Here is an 18,651-nt window from a genome sequence, read left to right as displayed (position 1 = left end):
GCGCGTGTTCCCCGCCCGGGGAGCACGCGCCGTCGCCGTTTCCTGCACAGTGGCCGCGTGCTCCTGCGGCTGCGCCTGACAGTCCCTCCGGACGGGACGCGCAAGGTGCGGGCATGCCGCTCGACCACGCCGCCTCGAGGCGTAGGCGGAGACTGCTGGACAGGGTGGGGGAGGGCGCAGTGCGTGACGAATCCCCACAGGTCAATCACTGAAGACAGCGGAGAGCGCCGCAGCGACGTCCCGGTGGTCGCTGACCAGCCTGGCCCGGCCGCGACCCAGCCGGGCGAGGTCGCGGCCGAGCTCGACGTCCTGCTCCCCGGAGGTGTCAACCAGGACGTCCAGCCGCGGAAGCCGCGCAGCGGTCAGCCGCGGGTCGGGTCCGGCGTTGTGCACGCAGTCCGACAGCAGGAGCACCCGTGCGTCACGCGGCGGCACGCCCTCCAGCTGATGGGCCGCGGTATCCAGCGCGAAGGACACGTTCGTCAGCCCCTGGGTCGGCACCCGCAGCAACAGGTCGAGCACGGCGAGCGGCGCGACCTGCTCGCCCATCCGCACCAACACCGCAGCGTCGGACCAGAAGGCGACGACGGCGAGCGAGTCGCGGGCCAGCTCGCCGGCCAGCGCCCCCACCGTGGCCGCCGCCGTCCGCACCCGCTCGCCCTTCATCGACCCCGACACGTCCACGACGAGCACGACCGAGCGACGCTGCCGTACCCGCTCGCGCACCACCAGGTCGGTGCCCTCCGGGTACGGGATGCCGACGATCGCCTCGAGGGTGCGCTCCAGGTCCAGCTCGTCGGACCCCCCGCTCCAGGACAGACTGGCCAGCTCGCCCACGCCGCGCCGGGACCGCTGGTCGCGCGGCGGGCGCGGCACAGCGAGCCGGCGGGCGATCTGCCGCGCGCGTGCCCGGGTCAGCTGGTCCGCCCCGCTCTCGGTCGCCAGGTCGGCCAGCGCGATGAGGTCGGCCGGTTCGTCGGTCGTGCCGGACGCGGTCCCGCCGGCCCGGGTCGCCGCCGTCTGCGTCCGCCGCCGGTCGCCGGAGACGAGCGCCATGCCGCCCTCGCCGCGGGACGGCTCATAGAGCGTCGGCTGCTCGGTGAGCTGCTTGGGCCTGCGCCGGAGTGGTCGCATTCCCCGGGTCCGGCTCGCGCCCGGGCGGTCGCGGCGGGTCACCGGGGAGTCGGCGTCGACGGCTCTTCAACCAGGCTCCGCCGCCGCCGGGTGGAGCAGGAAGTGGTCCTGCCAGATCTCCCGGAGCACCGTCTCCGGCGTCGTCTCCAGCGTCTCGTCGAGGAACACGCGCCCGGACAGGGCCAGCAGCATCGCGTCCAGGACGATGTCGGTGTACTCCTCGGGCAGCCCACGCGGCGGCGCGACCGACGGTTCGGCCGGCAGCTGCACGTCGCGGATCGCGGCCAGTTGGGCGGCGATCAGCGCGAGGTCGATCGCGCCCCGCACGCTGCTGCCCTGCCGCAGGTCATCCCGCTCCCGGGTCGCCCGGGTGAGCGCCACTGCGTCCGCGAGGAGCCGCGGCGACTCCAGCCCGGTCCGGCGGCCGGCTATGCCCCGCTCGGCCTCGGCATCCTGGTAACCGATCACCAGCCGGCACAACCGGTCGTGCACGGACGTGGACAGCCGGGTGGTGCCGATCGTGTCGTAGGGGTTCATCGAGGCGATGACGCGGAAGCTGGCCTCCGCCTCGACCGTGCCGACCCGGGGCACCGCGATCCGCCGCTCGGCCATCGCTGTGAGCAGCGTGTTCAGGGTGTCCTCCGGCGCCCGGTTGAACTCCTCCACGTAGAGGAAGCCGCCTGAGCGCATCGCCTCGACCAGCGGGCCTGGCACGAAGTTCTCCGGGGAGTAGTTCTCGCGCAGCACCCGGGCGGGGTCGTGGTGCCCGACGAGCCGGGTGGGAGTGAGGTCGGCGTTGCCCTCGACGCAGACCAGCGGGATGCCCCACTCGGCCGTGATCGAGCGCAGCAGCGTCGACTTCGACGTCCCCGGCGGTCCCTCGAGCAGCACGTCCCGGCCGGCCGCGACCGCGGCCAGCAGCAGGTCCAGCTCCCTGGTGCGTCCGACGAGGTGCTGGGCGACCCGGGTGCGGATCGTGCGGACGTGCGCGCCGTCGTCGAAGGTGACCCGGTGGCCGGTGACGACCGGGTCGTCGCCGGTGGCGTGCGGGATGTGCTCGGTCAGGACGAGCTCCTCGGAGAAAGGCGGCGGGCGCTACTTGACGGTGTACCCGGCGTCCACCGGGAGGGTCACCCCGGTGATGTATCGCGCCTCGTCGGAGACGAGGAACAGGATGGCGTTGGAGATGTCGACAGGCTCCACCCACGGGACGGGCAGCGCATTGGTGGACTGGAAGATCGGCTCGGCCTTCTCCCGGCTGGGTGCCGGATCGTCGGGCGCGAACAGTCCCCAGGTCTTCTCGTTCTGGATCATCACCGTGTCGACCCCCGTCGGGTGAACGCTGTTGACCCGGATCGAGTGCTGGGCGAACTCGTTCGCCAGCGTCCGCATGATCCCCACGACGCCGTGCTTGGCCGCGGTGTAGTGGATCGTGTTCGGCGTCCCCTTGAGCCCGGCCGTCGAGCTGGTGAGGACCATCGCCCCGCCCCGGCCGCCTTCGATGAGGTGCGGGAGCGCGACCTTGCACGTGTTCCACACCCCGGTCAGGTTGATGTCGATCATCTCCCGCCAGGCGTCGTCGGAGACCTCGAGGGCCGGCTGGATCTCGAAGACGCCGGCGTTCGCCAGCACGATGTCCAGCCGTCCCAGCTGGGCGACCCCCTCGTCCACCGCGGCCTTGAGCGCCCCGCTGTCGCGCACGTCGGCCTTGGTGGCGACGATCCGCCGGTCCAGCGCCTCGACCTGCCGCACTGTCTCGGCCAGGTCGTCCTCGGTGGCCGGCGGGTACATCTGGATGGACGGCACCGGCCCGGCGATGTCGACGGCGATGATGTCTGCGCCCTCCTGGGCCAGCCGCAGCGCGTGGCTGCGGCCCTGGCTCCGGGCGGCGCCGGTGATGAATGCGACCTTGCCCTCGACGCGTCCGGCCATCACTTGATCACCGACCCGGCGTCGACCGGCAGCTGGACGCCGGTGACGTACCGGGCCTCGTCGCTGACCAGCCACAGGATCGCGTTGCTGATGTCGACCGGCTCCACCCACTCGATCGGGAGTGCGTTGAGGCTCTGGAACGCCTCGCCGACGTCGTCCCGGGTGACGTCCGACGGCGACTTGTCCGGCCGGAAGAGGGTGTAGGTCTGCTCGTTGTGGATCATCGTGGTGTCCACCGCGGTGGGGTGCACCGAGTTCACCCGGATCATGTGCGGCGCCAGTTCGTTGGCCAGTGTCTTCACCAGTCCGACGACGCCGTGCTTGGCCGCGACGTAGTGCGCCAGGTTGGCCAGACCCTTGATCCCGGCGGTCGAACTGGTCAGAACGATGGCCCCGCCGTTCCCCCCGGCCTTCAGGTGGGGAAGAGCGGCTCGCACCGTCTTGAAGACCCCGGTGAGGTTGACGTCGATCATGTCGTCCCACATCTCGTCGGTCATCTCGTCGACCGGTGCGAAACTGGCGATCCCGGCATTGGCCAGCACGATGTCCAGCCGGCCGAGCTGGGCGACACCGTCGTCCACCGCGGCCTTCAGCGCGGCGCTGTCCCGGACATCGGCCTTGCTGGCGATGATCCGTCGGTCCAGCGCCTCCACCTGGCGGACCGTCTCGTCCAGGTCCTCCTGCGTCGCCAGCGGGTACCCCACCGTCCCGACCGTCCCCAGCAGGTCGACGGCGATGATGTCCGCGCCCTCCTGCGCCAGCCGCACCGCGTGGCTGCGGCCCTGGCCGCGAGCCGCCCCGGTGATGAAGGCGACCTTGCCTTCGACTCGTCCCACGGCGATCTCCCTTCGTGCGCCGGCCGATTGCCGACTGTGACCTGCGTCTCAGGTTATGGCACCGTGTGTCAGAAATGGAAGGGCGCTCGATGCCTGGATCCGGAGGGGAGGTTGCTGAGGGGATGGAGCAGGGGCGGGTCGCGACTGGCGACCGCGGCGGCAGGCCGGCGATCACGAGCGCCCACGAGCTGGCGGCCGTGGCGCAGCGGCTGTTCGTCGCCCACGGGTTCGACGAGACCAGCGTGGAGGACATCGCGACGGCGGCCGGTATCAGTCGGCGCACCTTCTTCCGCTACTTCTCGGTCAAGGCCGACGTCTGCTTCGCTGACTCGCCGACAGAGCTGGTCCGGCTGCAGCAGGCGTTGTCGGCGGCGGACCCGCATGAGTCCTACCGCCTCGTCATCGTCCGAGCGGTGGTGGCGGCCCTGCGCTTTCCGCCCGGGGAGCGGGAGTGGGCGTGGCAGCGGGCGCAGCTGGTGCTGGAAGTACCTGTCCTGCAGGCCCATGCGACGCGGATCTACGCGCAGTGGCGAAAGGCGGCCGCCGAGTTCGCGCGAGGCAGACGACCCGACGACGACGTGTTCCCGGTGGTCGTCGGGCACGCGGTGCTGGCGGGCACCCTGGCCGCGCACGAGTACTGGATCACCCATCCGGCCAGCGGACTGGATGACGCGCTCGTCCGGATGTTGGACCTCCTGCTCCCACCCGAGCCGCCCGCACCCTGACTCAGCTCGGCTTCCTCCACACCTTCCACAGCTGCCTCACGGCCGTGAGGCCGACTCGCGCGAGCGCCGGGCCGGTCGGAATGCCCGGTCAGGGCCGCAGCGTCCCGGACCATGGCAATGGCCCCAGAGCTGAGGGCCGTGACCTGCGCAAGGGCACTCGCGCTTGCCGACGCACGAGCGAACGCCTGTCCGCCGGCGGGTCGCCGGCGTGAGCTATGAGATGGGCGGGGGACGGCGCTCGTCCTCGCGGCGAGGTCGTGCCCTGCCCGCGACCTCGAACGATTCGTACAGCACCTAGGTAGCGGTGCTACGGCAGGGCGGCCCTCCTGCGACCCCGCGCTGGCGTGAGTGGCGGGATCGGACACGCACGATCAGCACCACGGTCGTGGCGGAGCGGAGGCGTGGTCGAGTCCGTCCCGATGAAGCAGGGCGGTCGGGCCCCGTCGTCACGAGCGGCCCGCCGTATCGCCTCTCGTGGACGGCTGCGCCAGCTGAAGCCGCCCGGGTTCATCGCCGGGGGGAGTCCCCTACGACCTGGTCGAGTTGCAGGGTGCGCAGGGCGATCCGAGTCAGCCGGTGCGCGGTGGTCGTGCGGTCATCGACGGGGAGTACCAGATGGCTGACGGCCAGTCGGACCAGTGCGTCCACGCCGTCGGCCAGGTCTCGTGGGTCGAGCTGCGGGAAGTGCTGCGTGAACCAGCTGATCAGGGTTCGGGTGGCGGCGTCGAGCACCGGCGCAGAACGCGTCGTGAGCATGGGCAGCAGGTCGTTGTCGGCGTCACGTGCCGAGGTGAGGATGGCGCACAGCAAGGGGCTGGCGTCGGCCTCGCCGAGCACGTACTCGATTGCTGCGGAGATTCCCCCCGCGGCGTCCTGAGGGTGCGCGTCGAGGGTGCGGGAGATGCCGACGAGGAACCTCTCGGTCTCCTGCATGATCAGCGCTTCGCCGAGTCCCTGCTTGTCGCCGAACTCCTTGTACAGCGTCGGGCGCGATACCCCTGTCAGCGCGGCGACGTCCCCCATGCGCACGCCGGACCAGCCCTTCTCCACGGTCAGGGCCCGCACTGCGTCCAGTGCGCGGTCGCGCACGTGCTGGCGGAAGGTCAGACGAAGAGGCTCTGCCGCCACTGGCCGTCTCCGTCCCCTCGTCCTTGTTGAGTCTTTGACAAGTGCCGACAGTCTGTCACGGCGCACTGCCCGAAATCCCCGCTCGCGAGGCCAGCCGTGACAGATTCGGTGATCGAGTCCAAGACTTGACAAAACCGTGCCGTGTGTCAACCTAAGCGTCATCCGTATGGAGCAGACCTTGGAGCCGTGATGACCGCTGTTGCCCAGCCACGCGACACCCGCCCCTATGACCAGGCGGACCTTTCGTCCCGAGCGTTTTGGTCGCAGACGGCCGCCGAGCGGGAGAAGACCTACGCCGTGCTGCGCGCCGAGCGTCCGGTGACATGGCACCAGCCGGTCGAGGACATGCTGATGAAGGACCCGAACGACCAGGGGTTCTGGGCCGTCGTGCGCCATGCCGACCTGGTCGAGGTCACCAAGCGGCACGAGGACTTCATCTCCGGCGAGGGCATCGTGATGGAGTCGATGCCGCAGGAGTTGCTCGACGCGGGGCAGGGCTTCATCGCGATGGACCCGCCACGGCACACCAAGATCCGGCGATTGCTGAGCTCGGCGTTCACCCCGAAGCAGATCCGTCGCATCGATGACCAGATCCAGGCCAACGCACGGCGCATCGTGGACGACATCGCCACCCGGGGCGAGGTCGACTTCGTCCCCGAAGTGGCGGCTCTCGTCCCGATGCACAACATCTGCGACATGATGGGCATCGACGAGGCCGACCGGGCGAGGATGGCCTACGAGTCGCAGTTCGCCGGGGGCTGGAACGACCCGGAGCTGATGGGTGACCAGGAACCCCTCGGCCGCCTGTTCGAGGCCATGCTCCACCTCAGTGAGCTGTCCGGACGGTACATCGCCGAGCGCCGGCGCAACCCGGGCGACGACCTGCTCAGCAACCTCGTGCAGGCGGAGGTCGACGGCGAGCGGCTGACCGACGAGGAGATCATGTCCTTCTTCGGGCTGCTCACCATTGCCGGCAACGACACGACCCGGCAGAGCACCAGCCATGCCATGAAGGCCCTGACCGACTTCCCCCAGCAGAAGGCCTGGCTGATGGAGGACCTCGACGGCCGCCTCAAGGGGGCGGTCGAGGAGATGGTCCGCTGGGCCACACCGATCATGACCTTCCGGCGCACCGCCTCCCGCGACTGCGAGCTGAACGGGCAACAGATCACCCAGGGCGACAAGGTCGTCATGTTCTACGCCTCGGCCAACTGGGACACCGAGGTGTTCGACGCGCCCGAGCGCTTCGACCTCTCCCGGAACCCGAACCCGCACGTGAGCTTCGGCGGCGGCGGCATCCACCACTGCCTGGGCAACCAGCTGGCCCGCCAGCAGCTGGCGGCCATCTACCGGGAGCTGCTGACCCGGCTGCCCGACATCGAGGTGGCCGGCGAGCCCTCCTACACGGTCAGCACCTTCTTCCACGGCGTCAACCACCTGCCCGTGCGCTTCACCCCAGAGCGCTGACCGACCCACCCGATCGGAAAGGACACTCGCGTGAGGATCGTGCTGGACGAGAACAAGTGCTCGTCGTTGGGGATGTGCGAGTCGGTCGCCCCCGACTTCTTCGAGGTCCGTGACGACGGCGCACTCGAGCTGCTGAATCCCACACCCTCGGGGGACCAGCGGGCGCTGATGGAGGAGGCCGTCGCGGCCTGTCCCACCAGCGCGCTGAGCATCGAGGAGTGAGGTTGGTCCATCGCCGGGAGCACGACGTCCCGCGTCTTCGGAAACCCGGGCCTGCACGTCGCCGGCGGCTGGGCGATCTCGGCCGTCTTCGGTCTCGACGCCTCGCTGACCATCACCGCACAGGTTGATCCCGCCTCCCTCTGGCTTGAAGGGAGAGCGGGCTCCAGCCCACCGCTGGGCGCGGCCGACCAGCCCGTCGCGCCTTCCACTGCTCCCGGCTCGTGTGACCGCCGACCGCTGCTGCGCGCTGTGGTCTCGGCGCACCAGCGCTGACCGTTCTCTGGAGAGTCATGCCCGAAGCACCTTTCGTCGTCGTCGGCGCCTCGCTTGCGGGACTGCGTGCGGTCGAGTCGGCCCGCAAGGCCGGATACTCGGGTCGGCTGCTGCTCGTCGGGGCGGAGGAGCACCTGCCCTACGACCGGCCACCGCTGTCCAAGGCATTCCTCGACCCGGGCGACGACCCGGCGATGCCGCACCACCGCACCGACGACGAGCTGCGAGCCCTGGACGTCGAGCTGCGCCTCGGCGTGCCCGCGACCGCGCTCGACACCGATGCCCGGGAAATCGTCCTGGGCGGTGAGGAGCGGCTGTGTTACGAGCGGCTGGTCATCGCAACGGGTGCGCGGGCCCGGCAGCTGCCCGGCGAGCAGCTCGACGGTGTGCACACCCTGCGCACGGTCGAGGACGCCCGCAGCATCCGGGGGGCACTGGACGCCGGACGCCGCATGGTCGTCGTCGGTGGTGGCTTCATCGGGTCCGAGGTCGCCTCAGCCGCCCGCAAGCGGGACGTCGACGTCACCATCCTCGAGGCGGCCCCGCTGCCGCTCGTTCGTGCCGTCGGCGAGCAGATGGCAGCCGCCTGCGCAGACCTGCACGCCCGCAACGGCACCAAGCTGCGGTGCGGTGTCTCCGTCACCGGGCTCGAAGGCGAGGGTCGAGTGGAAGGTGTCGCGCTGTCCGACGGCTCGGTCCTGCCCGCCGATCTCGTCGTCGTCGGCATCGGTGCCGACCCCGTCACCGACTGGCTCATCGCTTCAGGACTGCACGTGGAGGACGGCGTCGTCTGCGACGAGACCTTGCGTGCCGGCCCCGAGGTGTACGCCGCGGGTGACGTCGCGCGCTGGCACAACGCACTCTTCGGCCGGACGATGCGCCTCGAGCACTGGACGTCGGCCGCCGAGCAGGGCGCCGCTGCCGCCCGCAACGCTCTGGCTCCCGCTCGGGCCACCCCGTACAGCGCCGTCCCCTACTTCTGGTCGGACTGGTACCGCGACAAGCTCCAGATGGTCGGTATCACCGCCGCCGACGAGGTCACGGTGATCGGGGACCTCGACGACGCTCGATGGCTCGCCCTCTACCGCCAGGACGACCTGCTCGTCGGCACCTTGGGGCTCAACATGCCGGGCAAGATCATGAAGTACCGGGCGATGATCGGCTGGCGAACCGCCTGGCAGGACGCTCTCGCCTTCGCCGGCCGATGAACAGCAGGATGTCGGTCGAGGCGCCGCCGAGCACCGCAGCGTCCCGGCCTCGGAGAGTCAGATGCTGATGGTCAGCGACCCGTAGCCACGGATGGGGCCTGACCGCAACCTGACCGGCGCGGCGCCGGTGCCGAGCCGCCAGGCATGGGTCCGGCTGAGCAGCTCGTCGAACACCAATCGGGTCTCGAGTTGGGCGAGCGCGGCGCCGAGGCAGAAGTGGATGCCGCGGCCGAACGCGAGCTGCCTGTCGACGACCCGGTCGATGTGGAAGTGGTCGGCGTCCGGGAACGCGCTGCCGTCCCGGTTGGCGGAGCCGAAGAGCAGCAGGACCGTGTCGCCGGACCTCATCTGAACGTCGTGCAGGAGTACGTCTCGCGTGAGAGTGCGCGACAGGCCCTGGACGGGGGAGTCGTAGCGGAGCATCTCTCCCACGGCCGACGGAAGAAGACTGCGGTCGCGCGCGAGCCGGTCGATGACCTCGGGCCGCTCGGCCAGGACGGCGATGGTGTTGGAGATGAGGTTCGTGGTGGTTTCGTGCCCGGCCACCAGCAGCAGGAGGCAGAAGCCGAGCAGCTCGTCCTCGGAGAGCCGTCGCCCCTCCACCTCCGCAGTCACCAGCGCCGACATGAGGTCCGGTCGTGGCCGCGCCCGGCGCTCGTCGAGGAACTGGCGGAAGTACTCGTAGAGCGCAGCCGCGGCGTCGAGGTTCGACCTCATCGGATCGGGCGCGGAGATGTCGGTGGTCACCAGCGCCGTCGACCAGGCCTTGAACTGGTCCCGGTCCTCACGCGGCACGCCGAGCAGGTCGGCGATGACCATCGCCGGCAGCGGGCCGGACAACTCGCGCACCACGTCGCCACCGCCGGCGGTGACCAGACGCTCGGTGAGCTCCGCAGCCATCTGCTGTACCGATGTCTCGAGCAGGGCGATCCGGCGCGGCGTGAAGGCCTTGGCGACCACACGCCGCAGGAGGTCGTGCCGCGGTGGGTCCATCATGATCATCATCGGCAGGAACGCGCCCGCCAGGTCGAAGCCCTGTGCCGGGAAGATGCCTCGAGCGGAAGAGAATGTCGTCGGGTCCTGGAGGGCTGCGCTGACGTCCTCGTAGCGACTGAGTACCCAGCAGTTCCGTGGCGCGCACCAGTAGACAGGGCGGGTGGCGCGCAAGTCCGCGTAGACCGGGTACGGGTCGTCCTGCACGGCCGGGTCGAAGGGGTCGTACCGGAGGTCCGTCTCTGGCATGGTGACCCCTTGCGTCGGGAGTTTGTACTCGCAGTCTAAACAGCACATCGGGAGGAGTGTCAATGCGTGCGGTACCGGTCCAGATCGCCGCCCGGCTGCCTGCGGCCGCCGAGCTGTTCGCCGACCGGGGTGTCGAGAGCACGAAGATCGAGGATGTCGCGGCCGCCACGGGCGTGCCGAAGGCGACCCTCTACTACTACTTCAGTGGCAAGGAGGAGATCCTGGCGTTCCTGTTCCAGGACGTCCTCCGTCACATTGCGGATCAGGTCGCCATCGCGGCGATGGGGGAGGGCAGCGCCCGCGACAGGCTCGTCGGCGTCGTTCGTGCCCAACTCGCGGTGATGGCCGAGCAGCCGGCGGTCTGTCGCGCGCTGACCGGAGAGTTGGGCCGGGCCGGTCGGGTGCCTGCGCTGGCCGCCGCGATCCGGGCGGCCTACCACGCTCCCGTGGTCGAACTCTTGCACCAAGGCGCCACTGACGGCTCTCTTGCGCAGGTCGCCGACGCCGACGCCGCCGCCCTGATGATCTTCGGTGCTGTGACTGTCACTGGGCTGTCGCACCTCATTGCCGGCGGCAGAATCGGGGTCGACGACGCCACAGGCACCCTCGTCGCGGTCCTGCTGGACGGGCTCGGCGCCCACTGACTGCTACCCGCCTCCACCGCCTCTCCCGGGGATCGCCGGGTCGTAGGTCAGGTCGTCCGGTCGCCCTGCCACGGTGAACATTGACGGCGGAGCAGAAGCGAGCCCATCCGACTCGGTCCCCAGCCGAAGTGTCGCCGGAAGGTTCACCCGCTGACAGGTCGATCAGCCGGCCAGGCCGAGGATGCTGTCGGTACCCGTGTAGACGGCGACAGCGATGAGGAGCACGGCGAAGGCCTGGGTGAGGGTGGTACCCGACAGGCGGTCGGCGACCTTCTTTCCGGCCAGCGAGCCGGCGACCGCCGCCAACGTGAAGGGCACGATCACGGACCAGTCGAAGTCTGCGGACCCGGTTCGCGCCAGCAGGGAGCTGGCCGAGTTGAGGGCGATGATCATCAGCGACGTGGCGACCGCCTGCTGCATGGGCATGCGCAGGGCGAGGACCAGGGCCGGCACGACGACGAAGCCGCCGCCGACGCCGAAGAAGCCCGTCATGAAGCCGACCAGCAGGCCGGTGGCAACGATTTTTCCGGCCTGTGCGCCGGTCCACCGCCGACCCGTGTGCCTGCCCCCGGTGACGGATGATGCGGCCTCGGGCTCGGCCTCGGCCCCCGCGCGCGGCGCGGCCTCGACGGCGCCGACGCCGGAGTGCACGAGCCGCCGTTCCGGAGGGGAGTTCGTGGAGCTGCGGCTCTGGGCCAGCATCCCGGCAGCGGCCAGGAGGATGACCCCGGCGAACACGAGCAGCAGTACGTCCGCGTCGACGAGGCGGTTGGCCGCGGTGCCGGCGAGGCTGGCGGCGACGCCGACGATCCCGAAGGCGAGGCCGACGCCCCATCGCACCCGCCCGCTGCGCACGTGCCCGAGGGCCCCGGTGACGGCGGCGATGCCGACGATGAACAGGCTGCTGGTCGTGGCCGTGCGGGCATCCTGCCCGATGACGTAGACGAGCGCGGGCACGGCCAGGATGGAGCCTCCGCCGCCGAGGGCGCCGAGGCTGAGCCCGATCAGCAGGCCCAGCCCGATCGCCGTGGCGGCGATCACGCGACCGTGCCCGGCTGCCCGCTGTCGGTGACCACCGGCAGACCGGCCTCGGCCCACCCCTTCATCCCGCCGGCGAGGTTGTGCACGGGCACCCCGGAGGCGGCCAGCAGATCGGCGGCCGTCTCCGAACGGTTGCCGGACCGGCAGACCGCGATGCCCGGCCGGCCGGCGGGGATGGACTCGGGCCGCAGCTCGCCCAGCGGCACGTGCTGGGCTCGAGGGGCGTGGCCTGCGGCCCACTCCTGCGGCTCACGGACGTCGAGGAGTAGCGCCTCGCCGCGGTCGAGCATCTCCTCGGCCCGCTGCGCGTCGACGTCGGGGAGCCGGTCCTGATGGTTCGCAGTTGTCATGTCCGGCGTCCTTTCCGGTGCGGAGGTCAGCTGTACGTAGGCGTCAACATCAGGCTTCCGTGCCCGCCGGGTGTCCCGTGGGCGGATGTCAGCGCGCTGGTGAGCGCAAAGCGGTCGGCGCGGATCACGGTGTGCCGCCACTCGATGGGCACGCCGGAACTGATGCCGACCCGCTCGACGGCGAACGCAGCCGACGGTGGCTGCAGGTGCAGTGTCCGGTGCTCGGCCGGGGTGGGGATGATCGCGCGCACCGTCTCCTCGCCGGCGGTGACCGGGATGCCCGTCGTCGCCAGGAGTTGGTCGTAGAGGCTGGTGTGGCGGAAGTCGACCCCGAGCAGAGGTTCGCCCACCGAGGCCGGCAGCCATACACGGTCCAGCGCGAGCGGCGATCCGCCGGCCAGGCGGAGTCGTTCCAGGTACAGCAGTGGGGTGGACTCCTCGAGGCCGAGCCGCGGCGCGATGACGCCGTCGGCCCGGATGTCGAGGGCGCGGACCTCGGACAGCTGCTCGAGCCCGGTGTCCTCGACGGACGCGAAGAGCGAGTAGACGATCCCCGTCGGCTGTTCGATCACCGTGTCGGGCGTTGCCACGCGTGCGCGTCGGCCGCGGGAGACCTTCAGCACGCCCTCGGCCCGTAGGTGGCGGAGCGCTTCGCGGACGGTGTGCCGGCTCACGCCGTACTGCTCGACCAGGTCCAGTTCGCCGGGGAAGCTGCCGGCGAAGTCCCCGCGGTCCAGCCGAGCGCGCAGGTCGGTGAGCAGTTGATGCCACAGCGGCATTCCCGGCGTGCGCGTCAGGCGCCCCGCTCCGTTTCTGCCTGACGCCGAATCGACCGTCATGAAGCTCCCTGCCGTGCCGCCGAGAAGTCTCCTGATCCGGCTCCGACGTGGGGGTGCGCGTCACATCGGAACGTGTACGGTCATGTCTACACCAATTGTCCGGACAGGTGCAATCCGCAGGTCGAGTCACGGTGCAGGTCGAGGTGATTCCCATCGACGCGCTGCCGGAACGTGGTGGTGCTGTGGCTGGCCGGTGCGGGATGGGGGCGTCGATGCGATCGGCTTCTCGGCCGTCGGCTCGCGCGGGAGCAGGAGAGCGCGCCGCCAGGGGCCGCTTCACGTGGCGGGTCGAGGAAATGCTGACCGCCGATCTGGGCTCCGCGGAGTTCGACCTGGTGCTGGACCTGCACCTTCCGCGCCCCCAGCTGGTCGACGTCCTCGCCCGCTGGCCGACGTCGTCCGCCCGGCCGGCACCTGCTGGTCCTCGGGCACGACCGGGCAGAACCTGGGCCGCGGCATCGGCGGCCCGCGAGAACCCGAGTGCTCCACCACCGCGAGCTGCTGCGCGGAGCGGTCGCGAGCTGGAGCATCGCGCCTCGAGCGCATGACCGGGCAACCGACTCCCGTACTGCGGTGGACACGCTCGTGTGCGGACGGCGTCCCTGACGATGGTGTAGATCCGCGCCGAGGGGCTAAGACCCCGATGACCGATCAGGAGGAAGCCCCATGGTGACTGCTAGCGAGTCGAGTCGTGCCCGCGCTCTGCTTCCGGCAGCAGGCCGCGGCGCGGCCGCAGGCCTGGTCGGGGTGGCTGTGATGACGGCGGCTGAGAAGCTGGAACAGGCCGTCACCCACCGGCCGAACTCCTACATCCCCGCCCGGACGCTGCTCACCCTGCTCGGCCGCCATCCGACCGACGCCGACCGTCCGACGGGCTGGAACTGGGCGATGCACTACGGAACCGGGGCCGTGCTGGGGCCTTGCGCGGTGTGTGGGCTGCGGTCGGGCTCCGTGGCCCGCAGGCGCACGTGGCGCACACCATCGTGCGGCTGTCGACCGACCAGACGCTGGAGAACACCACCGGGGTGGGGGCCCCGCCGATGGTCTGGCCCCGCAACGAGCACGTCGTCGACATCCTGCACAAGGCCATCTACTCGGTCACGACCGGGCTGATTGCGGAGCGGTGGATCCAGCCCTCCCTGCAGTCCCGGCGTGGGCTGACCAGCCACTGACGCAGGAGGACGGGTATGACGGACACCGCCCCGCGACAAGTCGCGGCGGACCGCCGCCGATCGGTGTGGACCGGCACCATGCTCGGCATCGCCATCATGGCCGCCGCCGATGAAATCGTGTTCCACCAGGTGCTGAGCTGGCACCACTTTTACGACCGGTCCACCCCTGACATCAGCCTGCTGTCGGACGGATTGCTGCAGACGGCCTACCTCGTGCTGCTGGTCGCCGGATTCTTCTGGTTCGCCGACCTGCGCCGCCGCGGAACGCTGGCGCGGCGTTCGGCGTGGGGCGGCTTCGTGCTCGGCCTGGGCATCTTCCATCTGTTCGACGGGATCGTCGACCACAAGCTCCTGGACCTCCACGAGATCCGCTACGGGGTTGATGTGCTGCCGTACGACCTGGCCTGGAACGGCGTTGCGCTGGTGCTGCTGGCGGTGGGCGCGATCATGCTGTGGCGGTCCCGGGACGAGGGGCCGGCCGGGGCCGATCGGCGGTGAGCACGCCGAGTGGAGCCCTCGCCGTGCTCGCCCACGGCGGCTCGCATGGGACAGGCGCGGCCGCCGCCACGTGGCTCCTGCCAGTGCTGGTCGCCGCCGTGCTCGCCGCCGGCTACCTGGCCGGCGTCGTCCGGCTGCGGGGGAGCGGACGCGGTTGGAGCCGCGGACGGACGGCGAGCTTCCTGCTGGGTACCGGCCTGATCAGCGCCGCGCTGTCTCCAGCGGTCGACGCCGGCACGGCCGGCGGGCACATGGCGCAGCACCTGTTGCTGGGGATGTTCGCGCCGATCGCACTGGTGCTGGGCGCCCCGGTGACCCTGCTGCTCGCCGGGCTGCCCGTGTCCGCTCGGCGCCCGGTGGCCGTGCTGCTGCGATCCCGGGCGCTGCACGCGCTGTCCCACGTGGCCACCGCCGCCGTGCTGAGCGTCGGCGGGCTGTACCTGCTCTACCTGACGCCGTTGTACGCCCTCAGCGCGCGCTCGGAGGTGGTGCACCACTTGGTGCACCTGCACTTCCTGCTGGCCGGGTACCTGTTCGCCTGGGCGGTGGCCGGCCCCGATCCCGCTCCGCGCCGACCAGGCATGGCGGTACGCCTGGCCGTCGTCGTCGTCGCCGGCGGCCTGCATGCCTTCCTGGCCAAGCTGCTGTACTCCCGTGCTCCTGTGCTCCCGGTGGGCGGAGGGCACGACGCTGCGGAGGTGGAGGCTGCGGCCCAGGTCATGTACTACGGGGGCCACGTCGCTGACCTGCTGCTGCTCGTCGCCCTGTTCGCCGCCTGGTATCGGCGCACCGGACGCTCTCTGGCGCGCGAAGCGACCTCGGCCCCCAGCACCCCCGCTGCTGTGTGAGTCTGCGGCTCCTCGCCGCGGCGGAGCGCGTGTCGTCAGAAGGGGACGGCTGCCCGATGCGTGTCGGCGACGGCAGCGACAAGGCGCCGCCAGCGTGACTCGCCGGCCGGAACGGGGGTGTTCGCAACCGGCGTGGTCGTCAAGGCCGGCTCCGCGGTGAGGCCGGGCTGCAGCGGCGCGGGTGAGGGCAGGGGCGCGGCGATCTGGGTCAACGAGAATCCTTCAGGGCAGTGCGGGCGGGCGCGGTAGGCCGCTGGGTGGCTTCCTCAGCGGGAGTGCGTGCCGCCCGGACAGAGCCGGTCGTCGACCGAAAGCGGGGTCACCGCGAGAAGGCACACGCAGAACGCGGGCCGACCCGGTGCAAATCCCCAGTACACAGATCGAGAATAGGCAGAAGGCGCCGACGAGTGCAACAGGCCTGGCAGGAGCGGTCCCGGGCATACCTGTCGAACGGCCCAGGTCTGACGGTGGGGGTACCAGTCAGCCGACTCCCTCCCGACCATCTCGTTGCCTCGGCGAGGGCGTGCCGCAGGGGGCTGCGCGGACGAGGTTCGAGGGCGTGGGCACCGGACCGCCCGAGTGGCAGGACATGCGGAACGGGCTGGGCGGTCCGGAGACCGCCCAGCCCGTCAGGGACAGACCTGCACTGCGCCCGGTGGGTGAGCGCGGAGGCGGGTGGAGTCAGCGCCCGATCAACCTGCTCAGCCAGCCGCCGGACCGCTCGGGGCGAGGGTGGCCCGGGCAGCGCTCGGCGCTGGGGATGCCGGCCATGACCTGGTCGACGTGTTGGCCGCATCCGGCCCAGGTGGTCCTGCCGCAGGTCTTGCAGGTGGCTGCTCGGCACATGGTGGATCTCCTCGTTGTCGGTGAGTGGGGCGGCCGTCGGCCACCGGATCAGTCGTGGGCGAAGCGGATGTTCGGCAGGACCCGGGTGAGCCATGCCGGGCTCCACCAGGCGGCTGCGCCGGTGAGCCGGAGCATCACCGGCAGCAGCACGAGTCGGACGAGGAAGGCGTCGAGCAGGACCGCGACGCCGAGGATGATCCCCATCTCCTTGGGCGGCAAGGGGCCGGACAGGGCGAAGGTGAAGAACACCGCGACCATGACGGCGCCTGCAGCGAAGATGACCCGGCCGGAGTGTGCAAGGGCGCCGATCATCGCCTCTCGCGGGTCACCGGTCCGCTCGTAGTGCTCCTTGGCGCTGGCCAGGAGGAAGACCGTGTAGTCCATGGCGATGGCGAAGATCATCGCGAAGAAGAACACCGGGGCCCAGGCGTCGAGGAAGCCCTGGCTCTCGAAGCCGAAGAAGCCAGCCCCGATGCCCTCCTGGAAGACCAGGCGGGCGACGCCGAACGCGGCGGCGGTGGACAGCAGGCTGGCCAGGGTGCCCAGCAGCGAGATCAACGGCGCCTGCAGTGCGACCAGCAGGAGCAGGAAGCCCAGCACGAGAACGACCCCGATGACCAGGGGCGTGGACTCGTCCAGTTGCGTCTTGAGGTCGAGGTTCTCCACCGGCGCGCCGCCGACCAGGGCGGAGTCGGGGAGGTCGGCGCGCAGCCGGTCGACCAGCGTGGACAGCTCGGGGTCCGAGGGGTCCACGGTGGGGACGGCCTGGATCATCGCCAGATCGGTGCCGTCCGACGCCGGCATGGGGGGCATCACACCCGCGACGGCGGGGTCATCCCCGAGGACGGCGGCAGCGGTCGGGGCGTCAGCGGTGTCCACGACGACCTGCAGGGTCCCGGGCGCCCCCTCGCCGAAGGCCTCCTGCACCTGGTCGTAGCCGATCCGGGCGCTGGCGTCCTCCGGGAGCACCTTGATCGAGGGCATCGCCGTCTTCAGTCCGATGATCGGGGCGGCGAGGGCGAGCAGGACGAGCAGCGAGCCGATGCCGTAGACCATCGGTCGCTTCCACAGGCGCTCACCCCACGCGGCGAAGCGCGGGGAGCGGTGCTCTCCGGCGCGGACCCAGGGAAGCGCGATCCGGTTGATCTTCAGGTCCAGCTTGAACAGGACCAGGGGGAGCAGCGTCAGGGTGGCGGCCAGGACGAAGACGACGGCGAGCATGATGCCGCCGGCCATCGACCGGAACGACGGCGAGGGGACCAGCATCACCGCCGACAAGGAGACGAGCACCGTCGCGCCGGAGAGCAGGACGGCCTTGCCGGCGGTGTCCATGGTCTCGGCGATCGCGCGCACCTGTGGTGCGCCCGCGCCCATCCGTGCCGCGCGGTAGCGGACCACGAGGAAGAGCGCGTAGTCGATCCCGAGGGCTAGGGCGAACATCATCGCGAAGTTCATGGCCCAGATGGAGACCGGCACGAGCTCGTTGATCAGGACCAGCGAGCCCGCGGAGGCGACCAGTCCGGCCAGCGTGAGCAGCAGGGGCAGCCCGGCGGCGACCAGCGCGCCGAAGGCGAGCACCAGGATGCCCAGGGTCACCGGCCAAGACAGCATCTCCGACTTGAGCATCGCGTCGAGGTTGGCCTCGTTGAAGTCCGACCACAGCAGCGAGGCGCCGGTCGGGTTGACCTCGACCGCTCCGGTGGACATCGCCTCCAGAGGTCCCTTGAGGTCATCGGCGACCCGGACCATCTCGTTCGTGTCGGCACCGGCGCCGGCGAGCAGGACGGCGGTGCTGCCGTCCGGGCTGAGTGTCGCGCCGGGTTGCGGCTGGAGGACCTCGCCGATGCGGTCGTCGCCGGCGAGGAGCTCGGTGGCGCGGGCGACGACGTCCGCCCCGGCGCCTTCGGTCACCGGGCCGTCGGAGCTGTGGACGACGACCTGGATGGCCGAGCTGGCGTTGCCGCCGAAGTGGTCGACGGCGAGTTCGCGGGCGGCGACGGATTCGGAGCCGTCGGCCTGCCAGCCGGCTCCGGACAGTGCGGCCTCGACGCGGGGGGCGAAGAAGCCCAGGCCGACGATGAGCAGCAGCCAGACGACGGTCGTCGTCCTGGCGTGGGCGGTGACCCAGACCCCGAGCCGGCCGAGCGGGCCAGGGCGGAATGACGTGGATACGGAGTCGGGCTGGCGGCTGGTCGCCGTCGTGGTCACGGATGAGTCGCTTTCGTCAGAAGGGGAGTGGGTGGCGG

At 70.8% G+C, this 18,651-nt stretch carries 18 protein-coding genes; 8 read left to right on the top strand and 10 right to left on the bottom strand.

Annotated elements, in window-relative coordinates:
* Positions 1-201: 201 nt before the first annotated feature.
* From BN344_RS15160 to BN344_RS15145, 4 genes are all read right to left on the bottom strand, one after another.
* Entirely contained in the window at positions 202-1,134 is a 933-nt protein-coding gene (locus BN344_RS15160; protein WP_051515986.1) for a vWA domain-containing protein, read from the bottom strand.
* Between the two features lie 66 nt (positions 1,135-1,200).
* Complete coding sequence (locus tag BN344_RS15155) at positions 1,201-2,109, bottom strand: AAA family ATPase (protein WP_040339436.1); 909 nt, start codon at positions 2,107-2,109, stop codon at positions 1,201-1,203.
* Positions 2,110-2,229: 120 nt separating this feature from the next.
* A complete protein-coding gene (locus BN344_RS15150; RefSeq protein ID WP_040339435.1) occupies positions 2,230-3,066 on the bottom strand; it encodes a mycofactocin-coupled SDR family oxidoreductase in 837 nt (278 codons plus the stop codon).
* The gene (locus BN344_RS15145) at positions 3,066-3,902 is read right to left on the bottom strand and encodes a mycofactocin-coupled SDR family oxidoreductase (RefSeq protein WP_040339434.1); all 837 of its coding nucleotides are present in this window, start codon (positions 3,900-3,902) and stop codon (positions 3,066-3,068) included. The genes BN344_RS15150 and BN344_RS15145 overlap by 1 nt, the downstream gene beginning before the upstream one ends.
* 122 nt (positions 3,903-4,024) lie before the next feature.
* Between BN344_RS15145 and BN344_RS15140 the strand changes: the two genes are divergently transcribed.
* Positions 4,025-4,627, top strand: coding sequence for an acyl-CoA-like ligand-binding transcription factor (locus BN344_RS15140; protein ID WP_040339433.1), 603 nt, complete (start codon positions 4,025-4,027; stop codon positions 4,625-4,627).
* A 507-nt stretch (positions 4,628-5,134) separates the two neighbouring features.
* On the opposite strand, the gene BN344_RS15135 is transcribed toward BN344_RS15140, so the two are convergent.
* Complete coding sequence (locus BN344_RS15135) at positions 5,135-5,917, bottom strand: TetR family transcriptional regulator (RefSeq protein WP_081788666.1); 783 nt, start codon at positions 5,915-5,917, stop codon at positions 5,135-5,137.
* A 27-nt stretch (positions 5,918-5,944) separates the two neighbouring features.
* Between BN344_RS15135 and BN344_RS15130 the strand changes: the two genes are divergently transcribed.
* From BN344_RS15130 to BN344_RS15120, 3 genes are all read left to right on the top strand, one after another.
* Complete coding sequence (locus tag BN344_RS15130; RefSeq protein ID WP_040339959.1) at positions 5,945-7,222, top strand: cytochrome P450; 1,278 nt, start codon at positions 5,945-5,947, stop codon at positions 7,220-7,222.
* A 30-nt stretch (positions 7,223-7,252) separates the two neighbouring features.
* Complete coding sequence (locus tag BN344_RS15125) at positions 7,253-7,444, top strand: ferredoxin (RefSeq protein ID WP_040339432.1); 192 nt, start codon at positions 7,253-7,255, stop codon at positions 7,442-7,444.
* Between the two features lie 290 nt (positions 7,445-7,734).
* Positions 7,735-8,925, top strand: coding sequence for an NAD(P)/FAD-dependent oxidoreductase (locus BN344_RS15120; protein WP_040339431.1), 1,191 nt, complete (start codon positions 7,735-7,737; stop codon positions 8,923-8,925).
* Positions 8,926-8,982: 57 nt separating this feature from the next.
* Here the strand turns inward: BN344_RS15120 and BN344_RS15115 are convergent, their stop codons facing one another.
* The gene (locus BN344_RS15115; protein WP_040339430.1) at positions 8,983-10,167 is read right to left on the bottom strand and encodes a cytochrome P450; all 1,185 of its coding nucleotides are present in this window, start codon (positions 10,165-10,167) and stop codon (positions 8,983-8,985) included.
* Positions 10,168-10,229: 62 nt separating this feature from the next.
* Here BN344_RS15115 and BN344_RS15110 point away from each other — a divergent pair, with 62 nt between their 5' ends.
* Positions 10,230-10,811 (top strand): TetR/AcrR family transcriptional regulator, encoded by a 582-nt coding sequence (locus BN344_RS15110; RefSeq protein WP_040339429.1) that lies wholly within the window; start codon positions 10,230-10,232, stop codon positions 10,809-10,811.
* A gap of 162 nt (positions 10,812-10,973) precedes the next feature.
* Here the strand turns inward: BN344_RS15110 and BN344_RS15105 are convergent, their stop codons facing one another.
* Genes BN344_RS15105 through BN344_RS15095 form a run of 3 tightly spaced genes read right to left on the bottom strand, consistent with a single transcriptional unit; the run spans position 10,974 to position 12,981 of the window.
* Positions 10,974-11,852, bottom strand: a complete 879-nt coding sequence (locus BN344_RS15105; RefSeq protein ID WP_040339428.1) for a sulfite exporter TauE/SafE family protein — start codon at positions 11,850-11,852, stop codon at positions 10,974-10,976.
* Entirely contained in the window at positions 11,849-12,202 is a 354-nt protein-coding gene (locus BN344_RS15100; protein ID WP_040339427.1) for a rhodanese-like domain-containing protein, read from the bottom strand. The genes BN344_RS15105 and BN344_RS15100 overlap by 4 nt, the downstream gene beginning before the upstream one ends.
* 26 nt (positions 12,203-12,228) lie before the next feature.
* Positions 12,229-12,981 carry a GntR family transcriptional regulator gene (locus BN344_RS15095; protein ID WP_051515985.1) on the bottom strand — a complete coding sequence of 251 codons (753 nt, stop codon included), beginning with the start codon at positions 12,979-12,981 and terminating at the stop codon, positions 12,229-12,231.
* A gap of 1,028 nt (positions 12,982-14,009) precedes the next feature.
* Here BN344_RS15095 and BN344_RS20790 point away from each other — a divergent pair.
* Genes BN344_RS20790 through BN344_RS15080 form a run of 3 tightly spaced genes read left to right on the top strand, consistent with a single transcriptional unit; the run spans position 14,010 to position 15,559 of the window.
* Positions 14,010-14,213, top strand: coding sequence for a hypothetical protein (locus tag BN344_RS20790; RefSeq protein ID WP_231486911.1), 204 nt, complete (start codon positions 14,010-14,012; stop codon positions 14,211-14,213).
* A 15-nt stretch (positions 14,214-14,228) separates the two neighbouring features.
* Positions 14,229-14,711, top strand: coding sequence for a DUF2243 domain-containing protein (locus BN344_RS15085; RefSeq protein WP_040339426.1), 483 nt, complete (start codon positions 14,229-14,231; stop codon positions 14,709-14,711).
* Positions 14,708-15,559, top strand: a complete 852-nt coding sequence (locus BN344_RS15080) for a cytochrome c oxidase assembly protein (RefSeq protein WP_166518253.1) — start codon at positions 14,708-14,710, stop codon at positions 15,557-15,559. The genes BN344_RS15085 and BN344_RS15080 overlap by 4 nt, the downstream gene beginning before the upstream one ends.
* Positions 15,560-16,453: 894 nt before the next feature.
* On the opposite strand, the gene BN344_RS15075 is transcribed toward BN344_RS15080, so the two are convergent.
* Positions 16,454-18,613, bottom strand: a complete 2,160-nt coding sequence (locus BN344_RS15075; protein ID WP_040339425.1) for an MMPL family transporter — start codon at positions 18,611-18,613, stop codon at positions 16,454-16,456.
* Between the last annotated feature and the right edge of the window lie 38 nt (positions 18,614-18,651).

The sequence above is a fragment of the Candidatus Blastococcus massiliensis AP3 genome, assembly GCF_000582785.1.
GTDB classification, from domain to species: domain Bacteria; phylum Actinomycetota; class Actinomycetes; order Mycobacteriales; family Geodermatophilaceae; genus Blastococcus; species Blastococcus massiliensis.
This window is presented reverse-complemented; position numbering and strand designations above follow the sequence as displayed.

Coding starts and splice junctions, on each gene's coding strand:
- BN344_RS15150 (WP_040339435.1), bottom strand. CDS start 3,066: ATGGCCGGACGCGTCGAGGGCAAGGTCGCATTCATCACCGGCGCCGCC.
- BN344_RS15130 (WP_040339959.1), top strand. CDS start 5,945: ATGACCGCTGTTGCCCAGCCACGCGACACCCGCCCCTATGACCAGGCG.
- BN344_RS15160 (WP_051515986.1), bottom strand. CDS start 1,134: ATGCGACCACTCCGGCGCAGGCCCAAGCAGCTCACCGAGCAGCCGACG.
- BN344_RS15140 (WP_040339433.1), top strand. CDS start 4,025: ATGGAGCAGGGGCGGGTCGCGACTGGCGACCGCGGCGGCAGGCCGGCG.
- BN344_RS15120 (WP_040339431.1), top strand. CDS start 7,735: ATGCCCGAAGCACCTTTCGTCGTCGTCGGCGCCTCGCTTGCGGGACTG.
- BN344_RS15085 (WP_040339426.1), top strand. CDS start 14,229: ATGACGGACACCGCCCCGCGACAAGTCGCGGCGGACCGCCGCCGATCG.
- BN344_RS15115 (WP_040339430.1), bottom strand. CDS start 10,167: ATGCCAGAGACGGACCTCCGGTACGACCCCTTCGACCCGGCCGTGCAG.
- BN344_RS15100 (WP_040339427.1), bottom strand. CDS start 12,202: ATGACAACTGCGAACCATCAGGACCGGCTCCCCGACGTCGACGCGCAG.
- BN344_RS15095 (WP_051515985.1), bottom strand. CDS start 12,981: ATGCCGCTGTGGCATCAACTGCTCACCGACCTGCGCGCTCGGCTGGAC.
- BN344_RS15110 (WP_040339429.1), top strand. CDS start 10,230: ATGCGTGCGGTACCGGTCCAGATCGCCGCCCGGCTGCCTGCGGCCGCC.
- BN344_RS15135 (WP_081788666.1), bottom strand. CDS start 5,917: ATGACGCTTAGGTTGACACACGGCACGGTTTTGTCAAGTCTTGGACTC.